This window comes from Paenibacillus xylanexedens (assembly GCF_017874615.1).
In the GTDB taxonomy this organism is placed as follows: Bacteria; Bacillota; Bacilli; order Paenibacillales; family Paenibacillaceae; genus Paenibacillus; species Paenibacillus xylanexedens.
Genome location: NZ_JAGIKV010000018.1, coordinates 11,334 through 30,832, shown reverse-complemented (window position 1 = coordinate 30,832; position 19,499 = coordinate 11,334). Strand labels below are relative to the sequence as shown.

19 protein-coding genes and 1 riboswitch are annotated in these 19,499 nt (G+C 47.8%); of the genes, 13 read left to right on the top strand and 6 right to left on the bottom strand.

The annotated features are described in order from the left end of the window. The first annotated feature begins 68 nt into the window (after positions 1-68). The 3 genes from J2Z28_RS21290 (at position 69) to J2Z28_RS21280 (ending at position 2,833) form a co-directional block, all read left to right on the top strand. Entirely contained in the window at positions 69-545 is a 477-nt protein-coding gene (locus J2Z28_RS21290) for a GNAT family N-acetyltransferase (RefSeq protein ID WP_211084194.1), read from the top strand. Positions 546-592: 47 nt separating this feature from the next. Next, positions 593-1,663 (top strand): Gfo/Idh/MocA family protein, encoded by a 1,071-nt coding sequence (locus tag J2Z28_RS21285; protein WP_047840275.1) that lies wholly within the window; start codon positions 593-595, stop codon positions 1,661-1,663. A gap of 450 nt (positions 1,664-2,113) precedes the next feature. After that, a complete protein-coding gene (locus tag J2Z28_RS21280; protein WP_211084193.1) occupies positions 2,114-2,833 on the top strand; it encodes a hypothetical protein in 720 nt (239 codons plus the stop codon). A gap of 141 nt (positions 2,834-2,974) precedes the next feature. On the opposite strand, the gene J2Z28_RS21275 is transcribed toward J2Z28_RS21280, so the two are convergent. Further along, a complete protein-coding gene (locus J2Z28_RS21275) occupies positions 2,975-3,343 on the bottom strand; it encodes a hypothetical protein (protein ID WP_169480750.1) in 369 nt (122 codons plus the stop codon). Positions 3,344-3,437: 94 nt separating this feature from the next. Continuing rightward, entirely contained in the window at positions 3,438-6,020 is a 2,583-nt protein-coding gene (locus J2Z28_RS21270) for a UvrD-helicase domain-containing protein (RefSeq protein ID WP_211084192.1), read from the bottom strand. Positions 6,021-6,369: 349 nt separating this feature from the next. Here J2Z28_RS21270 and J2Z28_RS21265 point away from each other — a divergent pair, with 349 nt between their 5' ends. Further along, complete coding sequence (locus tag J2Z28_RS21265; protein ID WP_211084191.1) at positions 6,370-7,185, top strand: zinc ribbon domain-containing protein; 816 nt, start codon at positions 6,370-6,372, stop codon at positions 7,183-7,185. Positions 7,186-7,258: 73 nt separating this feature from the next. Beyond that, the gene (locus J2Z28_RS21260; RefSeq protein ID WP_211084190.1) at positions 7,259-8,062 is read left to right on the top strand and encodes a TrmB family transcriptional regulator; all 804 of its coding nucleotides are present in this window, start codon (positions 7,259-7,261) and stop codon (positions 8,060-8,062) included. 280 nt (positions 8,063-8,342) lie between these two features. Here J2Z28_RS21260 and J2Z28_RS21255 read toward each other — a convergent pair whose 3' ends face one another. Next, entirely contained in the window at positions 8,343-9,038 is a 696-nt protein-coding gene (locus J2Z28_RS21255; protein WP_211084189.1) for an NUDIX hydrolase, read from the bottom strand. A 79-nt stretch (positions 9,039-9,117) separates the two neighbouring features. Here J2Z28_RS21255 and J2Z28_RS21250 point away from each other — a divergent pair, with 79 nt between their 5' ends. Further along, the gene (locus tag J2Z28_RS21250; protein ID WP_211084188.1) at positions 9,118-9,420 is read left to right on the top strand and encodes a hypothetical protein; all 303 of its coding nucleotides are present in this window, start codon (positions 9,118-9,120) and stop codon (positions 9,418-9,420) included. A 240-nt stretch (positions 9,421-9,660) separates the two neighbouring features. On the opposite strand, the gene mscL is transcribed toward J2Z28_RS21250, so the two are convergent. Further along, complete coding sequence (mscL, locus tag J2Z28_RS21245) at positions 9,661-10,155, bottom strand: large conductance mechanosensitive channel protein MscL (protein ID WP_211084187.1); 495 nt, start codon at positions 10,153-10,155, stop codon at positions 9,661-9,663. A 271-nt stretch (positions 10,156-10,426) separates the two neighbouring features. Next, a riboswitch (purine riboswitch) is annotated at positions 10,427-10,526 on the top strand. A gap of 300 nt (positions 10,527-10,826) precedes the next feature. Between mscL and J2Z28_RS21240 the strand changes: the two genes are divergently transcribed. Both J2Z28_RS21240 and J2Z28_RS21235 read left to right on the top strand, forming a co-directional pair. Continuing rightward, positions 10,827-11,414, top strand: coding sequence for a xanthine phosphoribosyltransferase (locus J2Z28_RS21240; protein ID WP_036613196.1), 588 nt, complete (start codon positions 10,827-10,829; stop codon positions 11,412-11,414). A 1-nt stretch (position 11,415) separates the two neighbouring features. Continuing rightward, positions 11,416-12,777: a nucleobase:cation symporter-2 family protein gene (locus J2Z28_RS21235; RefSeq protein ID WP_036613194.1), complete on the top strand. Its 1,362-nt coding sequence runs from the start codon at positions 11,416-11,418 to the stop codon at positions 12,775-12,777. Between the two features lie 266 nt (positions 12,778-13,043). On the opposite strand, the gene J2Z28_RS21230 is transcribed toward J2Z28_RS21235, so the two are convergent. Next, the gene (locus J2Z28_RS21230; protein ID WP_047840268.1) at positions 13,044-13,382 is read right to left on the bottom strand and encodes a DUF4870 domain-containing protein; all 339 of its coding nucleotides are present in this window, start codon (positions 13,380-13,382) and stop codon (positions 13,044-13,046) included. A gap of 195 nt (positions 13,383-13,577) precedes the next feature. Next, entirely contained in the window at positions 13,578-13,853 is a 276-nt protein-coding gene (locus tag J2Z28_RS21225; protein ID WP_211084186.1) for a transposase, read from the bottom strand. Positions 13,854-14,252: 399 nt separating this feature from the next. On the opposite strand from J2Z28_RS21225, the gene J2Z28_RS21220 reads away from it, so the two are divergent. From J2Z28_RS21220 to J2Z28_RS21200, 5 genes are all read left to right on the top strand, one after another. Then, positions 14,253-14,441 (top strand): hypothetical protein, encoded by a 189-nt coding sequence (locus J2Z28_RS21220; RefSeq protein WP_017690840.1) that lies wholly within the window; start codon positions 14,253-14,255, stop codon positions 14,439-14,441. A 133-nt stretch (positions 14,442-14,574) separates the two neighbouring features. Beyond that, complete coding sequence (gene map / locus J2Z28_RS21215; protein ID WP_211084185.1) at positions 14,575-15,336, top strand: type I methionyl aminopeptidase; 762 nt, start codon at positions 14,575-14,577, stop codon at positions 15,334-15,336. A 565-nt stretch (positions 15,337-15,901) separates the two neighbouring features. Beyond that, positions 15,902-16,954, top strand: a complete 1,053-nt coding sequence (gene coxB / locus J2Z28_RS21210) for a cytochrome c oxidase subunit II (RefSeq protein ID WP_047840266.1) — start codon at positions 15,902-15,904, stop codon at positions 16,952-16,954. A 71-nt stretch (positions 16,955-17,025) separates the two neighbouring features. Next, the gene (gene ctaD, locus J2Z28_RS21205) at positions 17,026-18,876 is read left to right on the top strand and encodes a cytochrome c oxidase subunit I (RefSeq protein WP_415841475.1); all 1,851 of its coding nucleotides are present in this window, start codon (positions 17,026-17,028) and stop codon (positions 18,874-18,876) included. Then, positions 18,873-19,499, top strand: a complete 627-nt coding sequence (locus J2Z28_RS21200) for a cytochrome (ubi)quinol oxidase subunit III (RefSeq protein ID WP_211084183.1) — start codon at positions 18,873-18,875, stop codon at positions 19,497-19,499. The genes ctaD and J2Z28_RS21200 overlap by 4 nt, the downstream gene beginning before the upstream one ends.

Sequence of the window (19,499 nt, the reverse complement as noted above, 5' to 3'; positions counted from 1 at the left end):
GTTAATTTCAGGTAAGTGGCCAAACCTTTGTCCTATTTCACATTCAAGTACGAGGAGGAACGGATTAGATGAGTGATATGTTGGTAGCGCTCTATCGTTTGCCGGAGCAAGAGAGTGGACTGAGAGCGTTGGAGGAATCCTCCATTGTGATTCGAAGAGCCATTGCCCCAGAGAAACAGCATGTACTGGATTGGGTGAGGTCACATTTTAGTCAGGCTTGGGTGGATGAATGTGAGGTCGCTTTTGCGCGTCAGCCGGTGTCCTGTTATATTGCGGTTGAGCATGGGAAAATGATTGGATTTGCCTGTTACGAAGCGACATGTCGCAACTTCTTTGGACCGACAGGTGTGAGCCAGGATGCACGAGGCAAAGGTGTAGGCACAGCCTTGTTACTGGCCTGTATGCATGCGATGAAGGCGGACGGTTACGGGTATGCGATTATTGGATCAGCGGGACCTGTGGATTTCTATGCGCGGACGCTGGGTGCAGTGAAGATTGAAAATTCAACGCCGGGTATTTACGAAGGTATGCTGCGGGCAGACTAGACGATAATGATGTTGTGGAAGCTGTGGAAAAGGAAGGGAGGACGATGATGAGCACGAAACAAATGTTGCACATCGGAATGATCGGTACAGGATCAATCTCGGATCTTCATATGAGGTGTTATGCCAAAAACGAGGATGCCGTCATCTATGCGATCTGCGATCTGAACGAAGAACGGGCTAAAGCTGCGGCACAGAAGTATGATGCTCAATCCGTGTACACCGATTATCGGGAGATGCTGGAGGACCCGCATGTGGATGCCGTCAGTATCTGTACCTGGAATAATACACACGCCGAATTTGCCATTGCTGCACTGGAGGCAGGCAAGCATGTGTTGCTGGAGAAACCGGTGGCAACCAATGTGGAGGATGCGCTGCGGATTGAAGAAGCGGTGAAGAAGAGCGGACGTACGTTTATCGTTGGATTTGTGCGGCGTTATGATAACAATATGCAGATGATGCGCAGATTCATTGATGCCGGGGAGTTTGGTGAACTGTATTATGCCAAAGCCTCCATTCTGCGGCGTCACGGCAATCCAGGCGGTTGGTTTGCTGACAAAAGCCGTTCCGGCGGTGGTCCTCTGATTGACCTGGGCGTACATATCATCGACCAATGCTGGTACCTCATGGGCAGACCGAAACCTGTTTCGGTCAGTGGTAATACGTATCGGAAGCTGGGCAATCGTGCCCATATCGAACATCTTTCTTTTTACAAAGCAGCCGACTACAGCGCAGCTGTGAATGACGTGGAAGATATGGCGAATGCACTTATTCGGTTTGAAAACGGGGCTTCGCTGGCGGTGGATGTGAGCTTTACCCTGCATGCACGCGGAGATGAGTCATCGGTGAAATTATACGGTGAGCGTGGTGGGTTCGAACTGGAGCCGGAGACACTGATCGTCACGGAGAAAAATAACACAATTCTGAATATTGAACCCCAGACGGACAATACGGGTCTCCATATTCATAGTGCATTCCAGAACCAGATTGACCACTTTGTGGATTGCTGCCTGAACGGGACAGAGCCGATCAGCCCAATTGCGGATGGTGTGGCTTCCACGCGCATGTTGTGCGGAATCTACGAATCCGCTGAGAAAGGGCAGGAGATCAGACTTGATTAATTAGACATGTTAAAAAGCATTTGAAAAATAGTTAAATTCGATATATTCTAATTCGATTAAGAAAATGTTATTAACAAAAGAGCTCTGGTGGGTGCGCGTTCCCTCAGAACTCTTTTTTAGTGGGTATTATTTGTTTTTAATTATGAGATCGACAATGAATAGAACTGATCCTAAAAAAGCGAAAATTGGAACGAAGAGATTATCGAAGAATCCAGGATATAGCACTGTTAAATCGACAGATATCCCTGTTTTTCCAATTGTTACAATATAAGTGGATAAATAAGCAATAACTCGCTCTAAAGTATAGAAAAATCCAGCCATAATCAAAAGAAGTATACCTGTTGTTCGTAAATTCATCATTATCTCCTTTTTATTCAAAATTTGACATTTTATTATTTTCCTTTATTATGAATTATGTACCAAATTATACAGGAAAAGAGGTAATTTGTGTTGAATATTACAAAAAAAATTTTAATTCCGGCTGTTGTGGCTTCTATGCTTGTGGGAGGAACGTTTTCTTCAGTTGCTATGGCTCAACAAAATCACGATGTAATCGTTCCGTTTACTGGTAATACAGAGAAAATTATTAATGGACAAAGCTTTATAATTTCACCTGAAGCAGCTGGTAAAATAACTGATGAAGAATTGAAAGCGATCTCACAACAAGCAGGCGGCAATGGAGATATTATTATTTCCAATGTCATTGAAGGTACCAATCAAACCACATCTTCTCAACAAAATATAGTAACGCCCAATGCTTGGTATGACCTGTATATTATCTGGGATATTACTAAGCAAGTCACCCAGAGAGATACCCCTTTGGCAGCTCAGCAGATAACAAGTGTTGGGCAGTCCCAGGAAAGAACGATTAATACTACATTTAAACTTAGTTCAAATGTCTCTGCTAGTGTAACAATTCCAGCTAGTTTGAAAACTTCAATAGAAGCAGGGTTGGCTAGTGAAATAACTCAAAGTATAAGCACAAAATATTCAGGGCCTAAAGTCGGAAGTGGTATTTCCTCCTATGTTTTCTGGATAACCCCTTTTGTAAACCGTGGCACATGGAGTGCAACTGGTAAGGGGAATTTGTCGGGAGACCCTCACGGACCATACTCTGGATCTTGGCAGGAACCAAATAAATTTGTAGAATGGACTCAAGCCATCAAGTAAAAATACTCAAAGAAATAACCTCTTTCCTAACAAGGAGCATGTTCAGGAAAGAGGTTATTTCTCATTAAATATGTTGTTGTATCTGTCTTTATAAAGAGGGAGCTTACGTCCAAAGCAGATGCGCATAATTTTGGCATCAGGTCATTTATTCAGTGGTGAATTCTCGTACCCAGGGTCATCGTAATCCGTATCCTGCAGCCTTGGAAGCACGTTCATGCTCTCAATCGCCTGCCGGGTATCCGGCGTGCCATGGTCATACAGAAAGGTATACAGCAAGGTCATGCCATCCGAAAATTGCTCTGTTGCCTCATCATGGTCTGCCGATTTGTAGGGTACCGGGGCCCGTTGCAAAGTATAGGCATCGTCATCCTCCAGCACCTTCATCAGATCCTTCAATCGGCCCAACTGCCCGTCATCCACCAACACTTCAAAGGGTGTAGATTCGTTCTTTGTTCGTTCAATCAGGTTATGTGTTACCGATACATACAGATGTTGTTTGCCGTCCTGCATAATCCAACCCCCATTCTGAAATGGAAAAAAGACGCTTCTACTGTTAATAAACAGCAAAAGGCGCCCTGAAACGAGCTACTATGCTCGTATTATTTTATTTCCCAAATCTTCCCGTTACGGGAACCTGGCGGGTACCGGCCTCCATTGATCCAGAACACAGGGGACAGGCGGGAGGGCCCGAGGATGCCTTCTTGGTTGCTTTTGAAGGCACAGCCGGCTTCTGTCTTAGCCACGCTTTACAGGTGGATGAACTGCACTTCCATACCGCAACGGTCTCCGTACGCTCAGCATTACCTGAACCTGAAGTGTGCGACTGCGAACTGGAGGAACTCGTAGCTGTCTGACTCACACCCGGAGTGCTGAATGCCTTATGGTTGCGAATCTCCCCACTGCCACGCCGTTCACCAAGGCGATCCTCGTCACGTTCGTTGTGGACCTCGTAGTCACGACGGTCATTGTGGCTGATGGCACGACGTTGTGCCACATCCCGACCTTCGGAACGGGCACCCGAGCCGGACGATCGGGCATACTGCCCGTTGCCTTTACCATATGAAGTCTGACTGCTCGTCCGGCTCTCCTCACGCGGTTTGCGTTTGTCCGGGACTTCCATGCCGAAGGCTTCAAGCAGGAAACGGGACACATCTGCGGGCTTTCCGTGATGACTTGCCGGTGAGGTGACATACAAGTACTGCTTGGCCCGTGTGATGGCAACATAAGCGAGTCTTCGTTCTTCCTCCAACGCCATGTCCAGTTCGGCGTCTGTCTGCTGCACAGCAAGCGCAGCTTTCTGATCCTCGGGGATGTCCTGGCGTAGTGCGGTACTGTGGGGCACAATGCCTTCACTGGCTCCAATCCAGTACACACAAGGGAACTCCAGTCCTTTGGCCCGGTGAATGGTCATCAGTTGCACTGCATCACTGTCCTGTGCGCGGCGTAGAGATTCCATCTCACGGTGTCTGCGGGAGAGCTCATCCGCGAATTGGATGAACTCTTCCACGGTTTCGAATTTTTTGACGGCAGCTTCGAATTCATCCAATGTTTCCAGCATCGTTTCCTTATAATGGGTGAAGATGCTGGGATCACCACTTTCCATATACTTGTCGTAGAACTGCCTGCGCATCTCCTGAATGGCGATGATGGGTTTTAGTTTGTGCAGCGATTTGATCAGCTTGATGCGTTCCTTGACCTGTTCCTGCTGGAACGGTTTCAGCTTGTCCCATTTCACCAGATGGATGAGTGGGTATTTCTTCGCTTGTTGTTGTTCACAACGTTGTATCCATTCCAGCCCTGCATCCCGTGATACATAGAGCGGTCCCAGCGCACTTGGGAGAGCATCCATGGCACGTGGATCAAGAGACAGACGCAAATGATCCATCAGGGGTCTGATGAGAGACTGGTCGTAGAACACCGGGGAAGCACCATGCTGTACAAAAGGCACGTCTTTCAACACAAGCTGCTCAAATACAGCCCGGCTGCTGCTTGCTGTCCGGTGAAGAATCGCAATATCACGATAGGTGTGTTGTCCTTCTTCAACCTGCTGGCACAGCTGGTTTACGACCCACGCCGCTTCTTCCTCCGCATTGGAAGGTGTAGCGAAGCGAGGCGCATCTCCACGGTTTCCCGCGGCACGCAGCCGTTTGTCACGTCTGCGTTTATTGCGGGCGACCAGTTCACTTCCGAGTCCCAGAATGCGTGCATCACTACGATAATTGATATCCAGCGTCACAATGCGCGCACCGGGGTATACTTTATCGAATTCCAAAATCGATTCCTGGCGTGCGCCATTAAAGGTATAGATCGTCTGGTCATCGTCTCCCACAACCATCAGATTGCGGTGAGCGGAAGCCAGTTTTTGCACAATTTCATATTGCAGATGGTTGGTATCCTGGAACTCATCCACCATAATGTACTGGAAACGCTTCTGAAGCGGCCCCAGAACAGCAGGATCACGAAGCAGCGCGGCTGCCCGTAGTAAAATATCATCAAAATCCATTTTGCCCCGATCCTGCTTCCAGGCTTCGTAACCAAGCAGGACACGCTTGGCATCGCGTTCTTCCTGTGATTTTTCAGGCAGATCGGTTGTTTCCGATCCTTGCATCTTCCATGCGGACAGCATGGCCAGCAGACTTTCAGGCTGGAAAGCTTCACTCATGCCATTTTGGCGAAGAAGCATCTTTAGCACCGTATGCTGAGCCCGCGACTCGCCAAAGATCTCTTCCTGCACACCGTAATGACGAAGTAATGTCAGGGCAAAAGAGTGGAAGGTACGAGCCTGCACGGCTCTCGCAGCTGCCGGGCGTATACCTGGCAATGCGGCGATCCGGTCTTTCATCTCGGTGGCGGCTTTGTTGGTGAACGTCACCAGCAGGATACTGGCTGCATGTACGCCACTGACCTCTATGAGGTAGCCGGCTCTTGCCGCCAGTACAGTTGTTTTGCCACAACCGGCTCCGGCGAGCGTCAGAATCGGTCCTCTGCCGTGACGGACTGCCGAGATTTGTGGTGCATTTAGCTTGATACCTGCCTCTTCCAGAGAACGAAAATAAAAGGCATCCTGTTGATCATTGCCCACAAGTTGCCGACTGGTCTCCAGCGGAGCAGACGGGGACTGGGGCAGGGACGCCGCCGGGGTCACCCCGAGCGGACGGGGGTAGAACGTTGAGTTCGGACTTAACATGTTTCATCCACCTCTGTATGCATTCAGGGATAGGACTATCCCGGTTAAAAGTAAACCATTTGCCCTTTTCACAATCGCATTGTAAATTGGTATGATAGAGTTAGTCGCCTAATCAGGCGGTTAAGTATGGTCAAAGCTTCATTATACCCGAACATATGGTCTTGACGAAAGCCCCCGATTTCATCCAGTATCGGTATAAAACGGGCACCTGCACGAGATTACGCAACTTTTTGGCATGATATCGTATAAGTTATATGCCTGAGCATTTTGCATGAAAGATGTAATATGCTAATTTACTACTAAATAGAAATGATAATATTGGTTTTGACGGGACAGAGGAGGAATGGTCATGAAACTGCTTCAACGCATCAAAGACGGAGCGAACAAAGCAACAGAGCGTGCCCAGCACGCCGTTGAGATTGGGAAACTGAACAACCAGATTGTGGGCTTGCAACAGGAACAGGAAGTCCACTTTACAGATATGGGTCGCATCTTCTATGAGGGTTATCGGGCACAGGATATGACGCGTGCGGAAAAAGAAATGGTGGATCTGTCGCAGCTCTGCGACGAGTTGCAGGAAGAGATTGATGGCATGCGCAACAAGATTGCGCAGCTCAAGAATGAACGGTTGTGCGAGTGTGGACACGTCGCTTCCCTGGATGCCAACTTCTGCCCTAAATGCGGACGCAAGTTGGGTGAACTCAAGACAGCTGTACCTAAAGTAGGAGCTGCAGGAGTTGCAGAAGCGACCACAGTCGCGAGACAGGAGGCAGCTGTAGCTCAGACCCAAACTCCGGAGCCGGACTTCTACGATGCGCCACCTGAATTGGAACTGGAGGAAGACGAGCCGTATCATACAGTCATTCCGTCCATAGCGGATCTGGAGACGGAATCCGAATATAACAGTACGGAATTTACCCAGGAAGAAAAGGAAGCATTCGATGCGGAGTGGGAACGTCGCAGAGATGAAGAGATGCAACGGGAACGCGAGCGTCAGCAGGAACTGGACGAACGCATCCGCTACTGGAAAGAAAATAACCCGATTGTCAACACGGTGGACGTACAGACCGAAGTGTCACGCGAAATGGTGAATTGTCAGATTTGTGCAGCCGAGCTGCCCAAAGGGTCGAAATGGTGCCCGCGCTGTGGTGCCGAACAGATCTGATCTGATGCAGTAGAAGCTCTGCCGCATCATTGTGAGGCAGTGCGGGTTGCTGACAGCATGGGGGGACGGGAATATGGACCAACTGCTGCATCATTTGCGTCATCTCGGGTTTACCGAGATGGAATCTAAAATTATGGTGGAACTCGCTCGTCAGGGATCAGCCTCAGGATATGAGGTTGCGAAGCGGCTGGGTGTGTCCCGTTCCAATGTATATGCGACCCTGCAACGACTGGAACAGCGTGGGTTCTTGCGGTGTAGTCCAGGGGAACCGGCGAAGTACAGTGTGCTGAAGCCAGAGGAGATGACACGTATGATCTCCGATCAAATGCGTACCTCGCTGGATTATGTTCAGAGCAGCATGCCCAAGAGTGAACCGGAGAAACCTGTCTTCTATAACGTCGAAGGGGACAAGAATGTGTTTGAGAATCTGAGCCGTGAATTGGCCGAGGCTCAGCATGAGATTGTCGTAGACGTTTGGCGTGAAGAGGCAGAGTTGCTACGTAATGACTTACAGCAGGCTGAAGCTCGGGGTGTGCGGCTGTTATGGTCGTGTGATGGTGGCGAAGGCATGCTTGATCAGCCTGTCCCTTGGCCGGGTTTGCCTATGTATGGTACAGGTAATGGTCGGAAATTTTCCCTGGTGGTCGATCGCCGCTGGTGCATGTTAGGCATGCGCGGTGAATCATGCGCCACACAGGCACTAGTTACGGAGCATCCGGTAATGACCGGACTGCTGCTGAATCATTTTGCTCAAGAGCTGGTGTTGTACGAATTGGAACAGGATATGGGGGAGGAACTGGAGTCCCGCTATGGACACCGTTACGAAGGACTCTCTGCGCGTTACTGGTCTTCTCCTTCAGAGGGCAACCAGAACTAGGCGGATCGGCGACTAACTCACTTCGAATTGGAGTGGGGAAGCCAGCACAAGGTATCTTTCTTGATGAAACGAATACGTATGTACATAGCTTGTACATAAAGCAGGCGCTGCCCGAAGGCAGACGCCTGTTTGTGCTGGTTTGAGAGATGACAGTGATGTTCGTCACAGCATCTGTTCCCAGTCAAGTCGATAGTAAAGGTATGAAGTTATGCTATTTTTGAGAAAATGAAGCTATGAACATTCGATTGAACAGGATCGGGTTGAACAGGATCGTACATGATCACTCTTTGGGCACGTGAAATAGAGCTTCGAGCACATCCGTATAATAAGCTGTACCATGGGGTACAAATTCCGTTGCTCGAATCTCACGAACGATACGTTCCGGTTCATCAGCTGCATGATCACTGCTTGACGGGTCCTTATGACCGATGGAATGTGGCGGTGATGTCAACGGCTGAGTCTGAACTCCGGTAGCTTGGATCACGTCGATCTCATTACGAAACAAAGCGAGTAGATCATCCAGCGGCACTTCATACAGGCTATCCACCTCGCTAGGCTGCAGAACGTAGGCTTCGAGCGGCTGGTTCAGACATAATCCATAGACCGCGCTGAATTCCCGATCAATGAATGGAACACCACGCACCTCTCCTTGGAGCTGCTGTGTAGCCGTGAGTAGATAGGTTAGTGCATCGAAAGATGCATGCACACCCAATTCTTCCTCCAGCTCACGACTGGCGTCTTGCAGTTGTTCACCTGCGGTAAGATGGCCTGCTGCTGTAATGTCATAACATCCGGGAAAGGTATCCTTAATATCACGCCGCCGCTGAAAAAGAACCCGTCGCTGCTCGCCTTCGTCACGCACGATCCAGCAGTGGAATGAACGGTGCCAATATCCTTTGGCATGGACCTCGCTGCGTAGTGAAGTGCCGATCCAATTTTGCTGATCGTCATAAATGTCGAAACGTTCTGGGGTCATGAAACGTATCTCCTTATATAGCAGATTTTAAAGTTCAAAATTTCACAAAGTATGTTTTAAACGAAAGGGGAACCATCGTATGGAATGCATTGTACACTTTCAGGTGATTTATCCGCAACCTCAGGAACGTAAAAGTCTTAGAGGACTTATATTTGTAGGGCAAGGTCAGGAACCGGCTAACAGTCAGTTAAGCAGCATGTTTAAGGATATGGGATTTAATGTACGTTTGGAAGATGAGTCCCAATTGTTGTTTAAGCCAGTGGATGCTTCGGCAAACTTTGAATATATTCGCGTGACAGAGCTTGATACTGGGGAAGAAGTTTACAAAGAAGATAAAGATCTGAAGTCGATCCTGGAGCATTTGCTGCCACGCCGTTTCTAATTCATGAGCATGAGCGCGAATGAAATTCATGGGGGAGCGTATGTAATACATGTATGATAGGCACAAAAAAGGCCCCACCTTTACGGTGGAACCTTCAAACCTTTAAGCTACGCAACCATAGTTAATGAAGCCCATATGGCTAGCTTTTCATACATAAACCCTAGCAAGTGAGAGGTTGTCCCCCGCATCAAGATTTATATCCGTAATTCAACTCGGTGCGTCTTTAAACGTTCATTGTGATTATGCTAGAGCGCCGGTTCCTTCTGCTTCCAGTTCTGAAGTACAGTGCGAGCAGCGGGTAGCTGCGGCTGGAATTTCCGATAGGCAATACTTGCAAGCCTTGGTCGTTTTTTGCGGCTCGGGCTTTTTGTGTTCTTTGCTTTTCAGATAGTTGATGCCCTTCACAAGCATGAAGATACAGAACGCAACGATAAGAAAATCAATCATGACGTTGATGAACTGACCATAAGCAATTACAGTAGCGCCAGCTTCGTTGGCTTGAGCGAGGGTGGTGATGTCCTGTCCGTTTGCTGTTTTGATATCCCCGTCCAGGTTGATGATTTTCTGACTGAAGTCGATTCCACCCATCAGTTTTCCAACCGGGGGCATGATGATATCATTCACAAGGGATGTGACGATTTTACCAAAAGCAGCCCCAATAATGACACCGACCGCCAGATCGATGACGTTGCCGCGGACGGCAAATTCCTTGAATTCGTTAAGTACGCCTTTCATGTTTGCATATCTCCTTTGATCATTCAATTCAAAATATAGGTCGCGTTTCCATCCATTCTCCGTTCAGATCCGCGCTTCCGTTCTCATATTGTACATAAAAAATAGATTCCGATCACCCCCTGTTTGCAAATTAAGACAAGTTTCCGCAACTTCCATGAAAATACTTCTTTATTTCACGCCGCCGATTCGGTATACTTCTAACATTGTCAGTTATGTTTAACCTTTTACATTCAGGTTCGCGATCATACATTGTAACGAATCATGGAGCCAAAAAATTAAATATGCCGTTACTCGTATATGTGCAGGAATAGGCCTGCATGTCTCTACCTGATCACCGGAATGATCGGACTACGGGAAAGATGTTGCAATGTTTTGTATGGTTGGCATGAGATCATTCTCAGACAGTTTGACTGAAGAGCAGGTTCAAGTAGCTTTTATCTGTTTCCGATTACACTGTTTGAAGTTTCTCACAACAGGATTGAACTCCTGTCATTCTGTCCATCCAGTACACTTGCAGCATCCATACGGCTTGTCCATATACGTACAAGTCCGTCTTTCCCGTCTCCGGTTATTCCGCAGCGTGTGAAAAGGCGGGCTTTTTGCTTTTTTACCATGCGATTGGAAGAGCATGTGAGCTTCTGTGCGGAGGGCATTCAGGGGGAAGAATTACAATGCAATTGTTAAAAGACAAGGTAAGACAGGAAGGCATTGTCCTGTCCGAGCAAGTACTCAAAGTGGATTCATTCCTGAACCACCAGATGGACCCGGTTCTGATGAAGGAAGTAGGTAAAGAATTCATTCGCCGCTTTGAAGGTGAGAATATCACACGAGTGCTGACGATTGAGTCGTCAGGGATCGCACCAGGCATCATGACTGCGTTGGAGCTGAACGTGCCGCTGATCTTTGCACGGAAGCAGAAGTCGCTCACACTGACGGAAGACATTCTGGTGGAGAAGGTCTACTCCTTCACGAAGCAGGAGACCAATGAAATTACCGTTGCCAAGAAGTTCATGAAGCCTGGTGATCGCGTGTTGATCATTGATGATTTTCTGGCGAATGGTGAAGCAGCATTTGGTCTAGCTCGCATTGTGGAGCAGGTTGGAGCCGAAGTGGTGGGTATCGGTATTGTTATTGAAAAAGCATTCCAGCCGGGAGGTCGCTTGCTGAAAGAAGCAGGATACCGTGTGGAATCATTGGTTCGCATCGGGGCACTGTCGGATGGACAGGTTACATTTGCGGACGAGGAGGGCACGAACTAATATGGCACGCGAACGTATCTTTCAACGTCATCGGCATCCAATCAAAACGTTCTCCCTCGGACTACAGCATGTGCTTGCGATGTATGCAGGAGCCGTCGTTGTCCCATTGATCGTTAGTAACGCATTGGGTTTTACACAGGAACAACTAACCTATCTCATTGCCATTGACTTGCTCGCATGTGGTGTGGCTACACTGCTTCAGGTATGGGGAAATAAATATTTCGGCGTAGGGCTGCCTGTCATGCTCGGCTGTGCATTCCAAGCCGTGTCTCCGATGATTCTCATCGGCATGAACAGTGGGGTATCTGCCATTTACGGAGCGATTATTGCCTCAGGGCTGTTCGTACTGATCTTCTCCGGAATCTTTGGGAAGCTTATTCGGCTCTTTCCACCCGTGGTTACGGGTTCGGTGGTTACGATCATCGGTTTAACCTTGATTCCCGTTGCTTTCCACGATCTGGGCGGCGGTCAGGGATCAGAAGATTTTGGCAGCGGAGTTAATCTAATGCTCGGCTTCGGCGTGCTGCTCTTTATCATTCTAATGACTCGATTTACTACAGGTTTTATCCGTTCTATCTCAGTATTGATTGGTCTGCTCGTAGGTACGATTGCGGCAGGGTTTATGGGCGAGGTTAATTTTGCTCCTATTCGCGATGCAAGTTGGTTCCATGTTGTTCAGCCGTTTTACTTCGGCAGACCTACGTTTGAGATTGTACCGATCCTGACGATGATCCTGGTGGCGATTGTCAGCGTGGCAGAGTCCACAGGTGTATTTATGGCTTTGGGCAAAATCCTGGACAAGGACCTGTCGTCCAAGGATCTGGCGCGCGGTTATCGCGCAGAGGGTCTAGCCATTGTATTAGGCGGGATTTTCAACTCGTTCCCATATACAACGTATTCCCAAAATGTAGGACTGGTACAGATGACACGTGTGAAGACACGTGATGTCATTGTGGTGGCTGGTGGGATCCTGGTGGTCATTGGATTTGTACCAAAAATTGCAGCCCTCGCACAGCTCGTTCCAGGGGCAGTACTTGGCGGAGCCATGGTGGCCTTATTCGGCATGGTGGTATCATCAGGTATTCGAATTATCGGCAGTCAGGTTGATCTGAACCGACATGAGAATCTGTTTGTCATCGCTTGTTCTGTAGGTATGGGCCTGGGTGTTACCGTTGTGCCTGAGTTGTTCGCAGGTGCACCGGCCTGGGCTCAGATTATGCTCGGTAATGGTATCATTGCAGGCAGCTTCACGGCGATCTTCATGAACCTGCTGTTTAATGGTCTTGGCACCAAGGAAACGGCTGCCAAGATGGCTGAACAACAGGCAGATGCCATCCTTGGAGAGACGGGCAAGTCAGCTTAATTAGTCGAATTAGGCCAGGATTATCATCCAGCAGTATTGTTATGTTAACTGTTATGAATAGACGATTCACAAGATGAATAATGAATCAGGTTAATCATGATGATATACAGCATGAATGGTTTATGACATACATCGTTTATGCTATTAATGTTCAATCGCATGAACGAATGAAAGAGACACTTTTAGATGCGAAACACCGAAGATACAGGCTCAACAGAGTCGTGTCTTCGGTGTTTTTTGTTTTGTTTAACTATGATGAGCGGGGATTACAGATGACGTAACTGTTTTTCTGCAAAATCGCCAACCCACGGCAGTTTTAGCCATTTCCCCTGCAAGCTGGTAACGACCATAATAAGCCAGACCACTACACCAAGCAGGGATAACAGCGATGCCACCAGTGGTCCGAACAACGGAAGGAAAGCCGATAATACATGCCCGACCATAATGATGCCAAAGACCGTTACAGATTGCAGCGCATGAAATAACACGAACCGACTCCGCTTCTCCACAGCGAGAAAGACAATCCCACCTACAAAGGTAAACAGATAACAAAGCATACCGGCAATATTTTCATCCAGACCGCTAGACGATTTCATGGGGGACATCCGGTCCAGCCTCCTTTGACCTTTTTAACTAGGCTATGAGAGAGATGGACAGAACTGAACCGATGAATTTATTTGCCTGTGAACGGATCGGGATACAACACATAGGAAAAAGTAAACAGGGGCAGAGCAAGCCATTGTACAGCTTGCTCTGCCCCTGTTATCGTTTACGATTAAACGTTGATTTAAACGAAATCGTTATCCTCCCTCGATCTGTCTGCGAGGGTTTGTAATCTTGCCAATTTTATCGGTGTCGTTTTCTTTGGGAACCAACCGCTCATCGGTTCGTCCTTCGTGATGATTATCATATGCATATTCGGTCAGTTTCCATTCCGACTTGCCAAGAACGGGATCGGCCGGGAAATGCTGCCCCCGGTGCAGATGTTCCTCACGTCCGGCTTCATTGATGTAAACTCCGTCTACTTCCACCTTTTCATGCGAAAGGGGCAGCATATCTTGTTCGTTGCGGTCCATGAGAAGACGCCTCCTTTGGATACCAGTAATTTAACTGTATGGGTTGTCTGTGATAATATCCCCCGAATAGTTCAGTGTTATGCTGGATATATTAATTCCGTATAGAATGGTGGCATTTATAACTTATGATTCGGAATTAAACTTTTTGGGCATGAAAACCGTTATATTTATTAGAGAAAATCGTCAAGTCGTAAGATACTTCCGAATATGCTACAATAAGATTATGATTCATTCCGAATCATATCGGGTATTTATAGTGTCAGGTACTTGCTTTCTAGCGAGGTTCCCGACCTAAAGCTTGCTTTAAGCCGCGCACACAACTTCATGGATGGCATTTAAGACTTATTCGGCATTCTCTAAACGGAGCATTCACTTTCAACGTTTTGGGAGGGAATTACAATGGCAACGAAAGGTCACAATGAGGTCAAAGAAAGTTTGAGGGAAATGACTCGGATTTTCCGTCCTAAAGATCCAAAAAAATTCGTGAAGGAGTACGTGAGAAAATACCGGATTACGGGTGGATATGAGGAAGAATTGACTTCTGTGGTTGAGCATGAGCTTGTCAAGATGGATTCTTCCGTGTCCTGAAACAACACACAACTCTAATTATACTGTTCCGATAATGAATAGAACCGTCTCCCGGGCGATAAGCTCCGGCAGGCGGTTTTTTTTGCGTTCCTGCTGCATATATATGGGAGTACACCTACAGCAGGAAGGATGAATGCATGTGGACCCTATTTTGAAAACCAAAGAAGAGATTGGCTACATGCGGGAAGCTGGACGAATTTTGCGAAGTTGTCACCAGCATATTGAGCAGTGGATGATACCCGGTATCACGACCGCAGAGATTAATGAGCGGGTGGAAGAGTTTCTGGCAGCACGAGGAGCCACACCAGAGCAAAAAGGATATAAAGGATATCCGTACGCGACGTGTGCCTCTGTTAATGAAGTGGTCTGCCACGGATTTCCGGGGGAAGAGGAGCTGGCGAGCGGGGATGTAGTGACCATCGATATGGTGGTGAACAAAGACGGCTGGCTTGCTGACTCGGCCTGGACATATGGAATTGGCGAACCAAGCAGATCCATTCGCAAGCTGATGAGACGCACGGAGAAGGCACTTGAGCGGGCGATTGCCCAGGCAGTTCCAGGGAATACACTCGGAGATATTGGAAGTGCCATTGAACGAACAGCCAGATTGTATCGGTACGGAATTGTGAAGCCTCTCATTGGTCATGGGATTGGTCAATATATTCATGAACCCCCAAATGTGCTGCCTTACGGCAAACGCAGAACGGGCACGATGCTCACCGAGGGCATGGTTATTACGATTGAACCAATCTTTACAAAAGGCAGTTCCGGGGCCGTTGTGTGGGATGAAGATGGATGGACGGTAAGGACGGTAGATGGCAGCTGGGGGGTCCAGTATGAGCATACGGTTGCGATTACTGGGAATGGCCCCTTAATTCTGACCGATGGCACGTGAGATGAAGTCAGTGAAGAAGAGGACTTGAGTTGACCTTTCTCCAAAATGCTCCATGCTGTTTTGGGCTTGAAGATAGCGGTATGGAGCGATAGGCATGTCTTCTGAATGGATATGGAAGAGGGTTTCCATAAATTCTGATCTTTCTTTTGCATAATAGCACATGTTTTCAATGTGAGAAAAATCACCAATAAATCGAGTTTTATCACCGAAATTTGGCAAAAATTTTCAAATGTAGAGTGTAATACTTTTAACTGAAATCGTTTGCAAATCAAGTTGTAGAGCGGTTTTTTACATAAAGTGAACAATTTGTGAACATGTGTCCAAAGATTGACAAAATCATACCCTCAACTTATATTTAATAAGTGATTGAAGCATATAGAATGAATTGGAAGAATGCGCAGACATGCCCTGTGCAGGAAATGACGGGAGTACTGGAAGCGTTATTTTTGTAAGCGTTCTGTATGATGAAGAGGATTATGCGTATCGTGCTGAAACGTACCTTTTGTTGCCTTTCTACCGAACGACAACGGTAATCTACGAAAATGTAAAAAAGTGGGGTAGATCAATGATGAAACAGTGGCAGGTTGCAAAGCGAATTCTCCCCTTGCTGGCGGTGTTCTCTTTGCTGCTATCCGCATGCGGGCGGGAAGACTTGTCGGTAATGAAACCTCAGGGTCCTGTAGCGCAAGGCCAATATGATCTGATGAAGCTATCCATCGCGATTATGATCGTGGTGCTCATCATTGTATTTGCCATAGCGGCCTATGTTCTGATCCGGTTTCGTAGACGAGCCGGGCAGACTGAGATGCCCGAACAGGTTGAAGGTAATTTCAAGCTGGAAGTAATATGGACAGCCATTCCGTTATTGTTGGTTATTGTGCTGGCAGTACCGACGGTCCAAACGATTTTTGCCCAAGGCGAAGATTTGTCGAATGACAAAAACGCACTTAAGGTCCAAGTCACCTCGCATCAGTACTGGTGGGAATTCACTTATCCTCAATATGACGTAACCACCGCTCAAGATCTCATCATCCCGACCGGAACAAAAATCGCATTCGAATTAAAAACCGCTGACGTGCTTCACTCCTTCTGGGTGCCGTCACTTGCGGGCAAAATGGACACAAACCCGGATGGAACACTTAACAAATTCAGTTTCTCTGCACCGAATGAAGGCGTTTACCGCGGTAAATGTGCCGAGTTATGTGGCAGATCGCATGCTTTCATGGAGTTTAAGGTAAAAGCAGTGAGTCAGGAATCCTTTGACAGATGGGTGAACCAGATGAAAGCACCCGCAGTCCTTCCTGAAGACACTCAATTGGCCGAAAAGTTCAAAACAAACTGCCTTTCTTGCCACGCTGTTGGTGATCAAGGTGGACCGGTTGCACCTAACCTGACGGGAATCGGCGGCAAGGAATCTGTCGCAGGCATTTTGCTGAATTCTCGTGAGGGACAGGAAGAAGGTAGTCCGGTACTGGATAACATGAAAGAATGGCTCCATGATCCACAATCCGTGAAGCCGGGCAATACCATGCCGAATCCCAAAGATCTTGGGTTGACGGATGAAGAAATCGACGGAATTGCCGAATATCTGGCCAACTACAAATTGGACTATGAATAGAACAGCAAGGACGAAGAAGGGGGTACACAACCTTGGCTCATGCGCATAGCGTCAAGAGGTACAGGGGCTTGATGGATTGGATCACCACCGTCGATCACAAAAAAATCGCCATTCTCTATTTGGTTGCGGGTGGATTTTTCTTTGGAATCGGCGGCATTGAAGCCATTTTGATTCGGATTCAACTAATGAAGCCTATGAATAATTTTGTATCGGCACAGGTCTTCAACGAATTGATTACAATGCATGGAACAACGATGATTTTCCTTGGTGTCATGCCACTTATTTTTGCCATTATGAATGCAGTCGTGCCTTTGCAGATCGGGGCACGGGACGTTGCTTTCCCGTTTCTTAACGCGCTGGGTTTCTGGACATTCCTGTTTGGTGGATTGTTGCTGAACCTGAGCTGGGTTATGGGAGGGGCACCGGATGCGGGCTGGACCTCATATACGCCGCTTTCGGGCAGTGAGTACAGTGGAACGCACGGTGTGGATTTCTACACGATCGGTCTTCAGATCGCCGGTCTGGGAACACTCATCGGGGGCATTAACTTTCTCGCCACCATCATTACGATGCGTGCTCCGGGAATGTCCTACATGCGGATGCCGATGTTTACATGGACGACATTTATTACATCAGCTATCATTCTTTTTGCATTCCCTGCCGTTACGGTAGGATTGGTTCTGTTAACGTTTGACCGTATACTGGGAGCGAATTTCTTCGATGTCGCAGGTGGCGGTAACCCCGTACTCTGGCAACATATCTTCTGGATCTTCGGGCACCCTGAAGTATACATTCTCATTTTGCCGGCATTTGGTATTATCTCGGAAGTTATTCCAACCTTTGCGCGCAAACGATTGTTTGGTTACAGCTCCATGGTGTTTGCAACCATCCTGATTGCCTTCCTGGGCTTCATGGTGTGGGCGCATCACATGTTTACAACGGGTCTGGGAAATGTAGCTAATGCGCTCTTTTCTATCTCGACCATGCTGATTGCTGTACCAACAGGGATCAAAATATTTAACTGGCTCTTTACGATGTGGGGTGGACAGATTCGCTTTACGGTGGCAAACCTGTTCGCAGTTGGATTCATTCCAACCTTCGTTATGGGCGGCGTTACTGGTGTCATGTTGGCATCTGCTCCAGCGGATTTCCAGTTCCATGATACGTACTTTGTTGTGGCCCACTTTCACTACGTTATTGTAGGGGGACTGGTGCTTGGCTTGTTCTCGGGACTGCATTACTGGTGGCCTAAGATGTTCGGACGTATTCTCAGCGAAACACTGGGCAAATGGACATTCTGGACATTTATGATCGGTTTCCAATTAACGTTCTTTGTACAGCATTTCCTCGGTCTAATGGGAATGCAGCGCCGGATCGTTACATATTTGCCGAATCAGGACTTTGACCTGCTTAATCTGGTCAGCTCCGTCGGTGCATTTCTGATGGGTGTGGGGGTTATTATATTCCTCGTGAACATCGTAATCACAATGAGAAAACCGGCTGGCGCGCCAAACGATCCGTGGGAAGACGGTCGTACCCTGGAATGGTCCATTCCTTCACCGCCACCGGAATACAACTTCAAGCAGACTCCACTGGTACGTGGAATTGATGCGTACTGGAAGGAAAAGATGGCCGGACATACGGAGATGACACCGGCAGAACCCGTAGGTTCGATTCATATGCCGTCAGCAACGCCGTTGCCATTTGTAATGTCCGTAGGGATTTTTATTGCCGGACTTGGCCTGATGTTCAGCAAGGATGAATTCGGTAATGCGTTTATGAATGGATTGTTTAACAATTATATTGTAGTTGTCATCGGTCTTCTGATTACATTTGGATCAATGGCACTGCGTTCACTTTATGATGATCATGGCTGGCATATTGAACCGGAGGATCAGGATGAGAAGGGGGCTAGAACATGACAACCTCACATGCCGAACCGGTGAACGACAAATTGCCACATGAACCGGAGAAAGCAACGCTGGAAGGCCGTAACAAGCTTATCGCCTTCTGGTTGTTCCTTGGCGGCGAGACGGTACTGTTCGGTACACTCTTTGCTACCTTCCTGGCTCTTCGTGGCCAAACCAATGATGGACCTACGGCGAATGAACTGTTCCACCTGCCACTCGTGGCCGCTGCAACGTTCATTCTCCTGGTCAGTAGTTTAACGAGTGTATTTGCAATTCAGGCCATGCATAAGGGTAACCGGAACAAACTCGCCTTGTGGCTTGGCATCACGGTAGTTCTGGGTCTCGGATTCCTCGGACTGGAGATATACGAGTTCTATGAGTATGTGAAACATAAAGGATTTGGCATGACCACGAGTGCATTCAGTTCAGCATTCTATACACTGGTCGGGTTCCACGGAGCCCACGTTGCTTTTGGTATTGTGTGGATCGGAATCATTATCGGTCAGCTGTTCAAAAAAGGATTGACGGTCGTAACTGCACCTAAAGTATACGTCTCCGCAATGTACTGGCACTTTATTGACGTGGTCTGGGTGTTCATCTTTACGGTCGTGTACCTGCTCGGAAAGGTGGGGTAG

Bases quoted from the DNA above. Each gene is read 5' to 3' on its own strand.
- J2Z28_RS21275 (WP_169480750.1), bottom strand. From the start codon at position 3,343: ATGCAGGACGGCAAACAACATCTGTATGTATCGGTAACACATAACCTG.
- J2Z28_RS21270 (WP_211084192.1), bottom strand. From the start codon at position 6,020: ATGTTAAGTCCGAACTCAACGTTCTACCCCCGTCCGCTCGGGGTGACC.
- J2Z28_RS21235 (WP_036613194.1), top strand. From the start codon at position 11,416: ATGGCACGCGAACGTATCTTTCAACGTCATCGGCATCCAATCAAAACG.
- J2Z28_RS21290 (WP_211084194.1), top strand. From the start codon at position 69: ATGAGTGATATGTTGGTAGCGCTCTATCGTTTGCCGGAGCAAGAGAGT.
- mscL (WP_211084187.1), bottom strand. From the start codon at position 10,155: ATGAAAGGCGTACTTAACGAATTCAAGGAATTTGCCGTCCGCGGCAAC.
- ctaD (WP_415841475.1), top strand. From the start codon at position 17,026: ATGGATTGGATCACCACCGTCGATCACAAAAAAATCGCCATTCTCTAT.
- J2Z28_RS21200 (WP_211084183.1), top strand. From the start codon at position 18,873: ATGACAACCTCACATGCCGAACCGGTGAACGACAAATTGCCACATGAA.
- J2Z28_RS21240 (WP_036613196.1), top strand. From the start codon at position 10,827: ATGCAATTGTTAAAAGACAAGGTAAGACAGGAAGGCATTGTCCTGTCC.
- J2Z28_RS21225 (WP_211084186.1), bottom strand. From the start codon at position 13,853: ATGGACCGCAACGAACAAGATATGCTGCCCCTTTCGCATGAAAAGGTG.
- J2Z28_RS21285 (WP_047840275.1), top strand. From the start codon at position 593: ATGAGCACGAAACAAATGTTGCACATCGGAATGATCGGTACAGGATCA.
- J2Z28_RS21230 (WP_047840268.1), bottom strand. From the start codon at position 13,382: ATGTCCCCCATGAAATCGTCTAGCGGTCTGGATGAAAATATTGCCGGT.
- J2Z28_RS21220 (WP_017690840.1), top strand. From the start codon at position 14,253: ATGGCAACGAAAGGTCACAATGAGGTCAAAGAAAGTTTGAGGGAAATG.
- coxB (WP_047840266.1), top strand. From the start codon at position 15,902: ATGATGAAACAGTGGCAGGTTGCAAAGCGAATTCTCCCCTTGCTGGCG.
- J2Z28_RS21265 (WP_211084191.1), top strand. From the start codon at position 6,370: ATGAAACTGCTTCAACGCATCAAAGACGGAGCGAACAAAGCAACAGAG.
- map (WP_211084185.1), top strand. From the start codon at position 14,575: ATGCATGTGGACCCTATTTTGAAAACCAAAGAAGAGATTGGCTACATG.
- J2Z28_RS21260 (WP_211084190.1), top strand. From the start codon at position 7,259: ATGGACCAACTGCTGCATCATTTGCGTCATCTCGGGTTTACCGAGATG.
- J2Z28_RS21255 (WP_211084189.1), bottom strand. From the start codon at position 9,038: ATGACCCCAGAACGTTTCGACATTTATGACGATCAGCAAAATTGGATC.
- J2Z28_RS21250 (WP_211084188.1), top strand. From the start codon at position 9,118: ATGGAATGCATTGTACACTTTCAGGTGATTTATCCGCAACCTCAGGAA.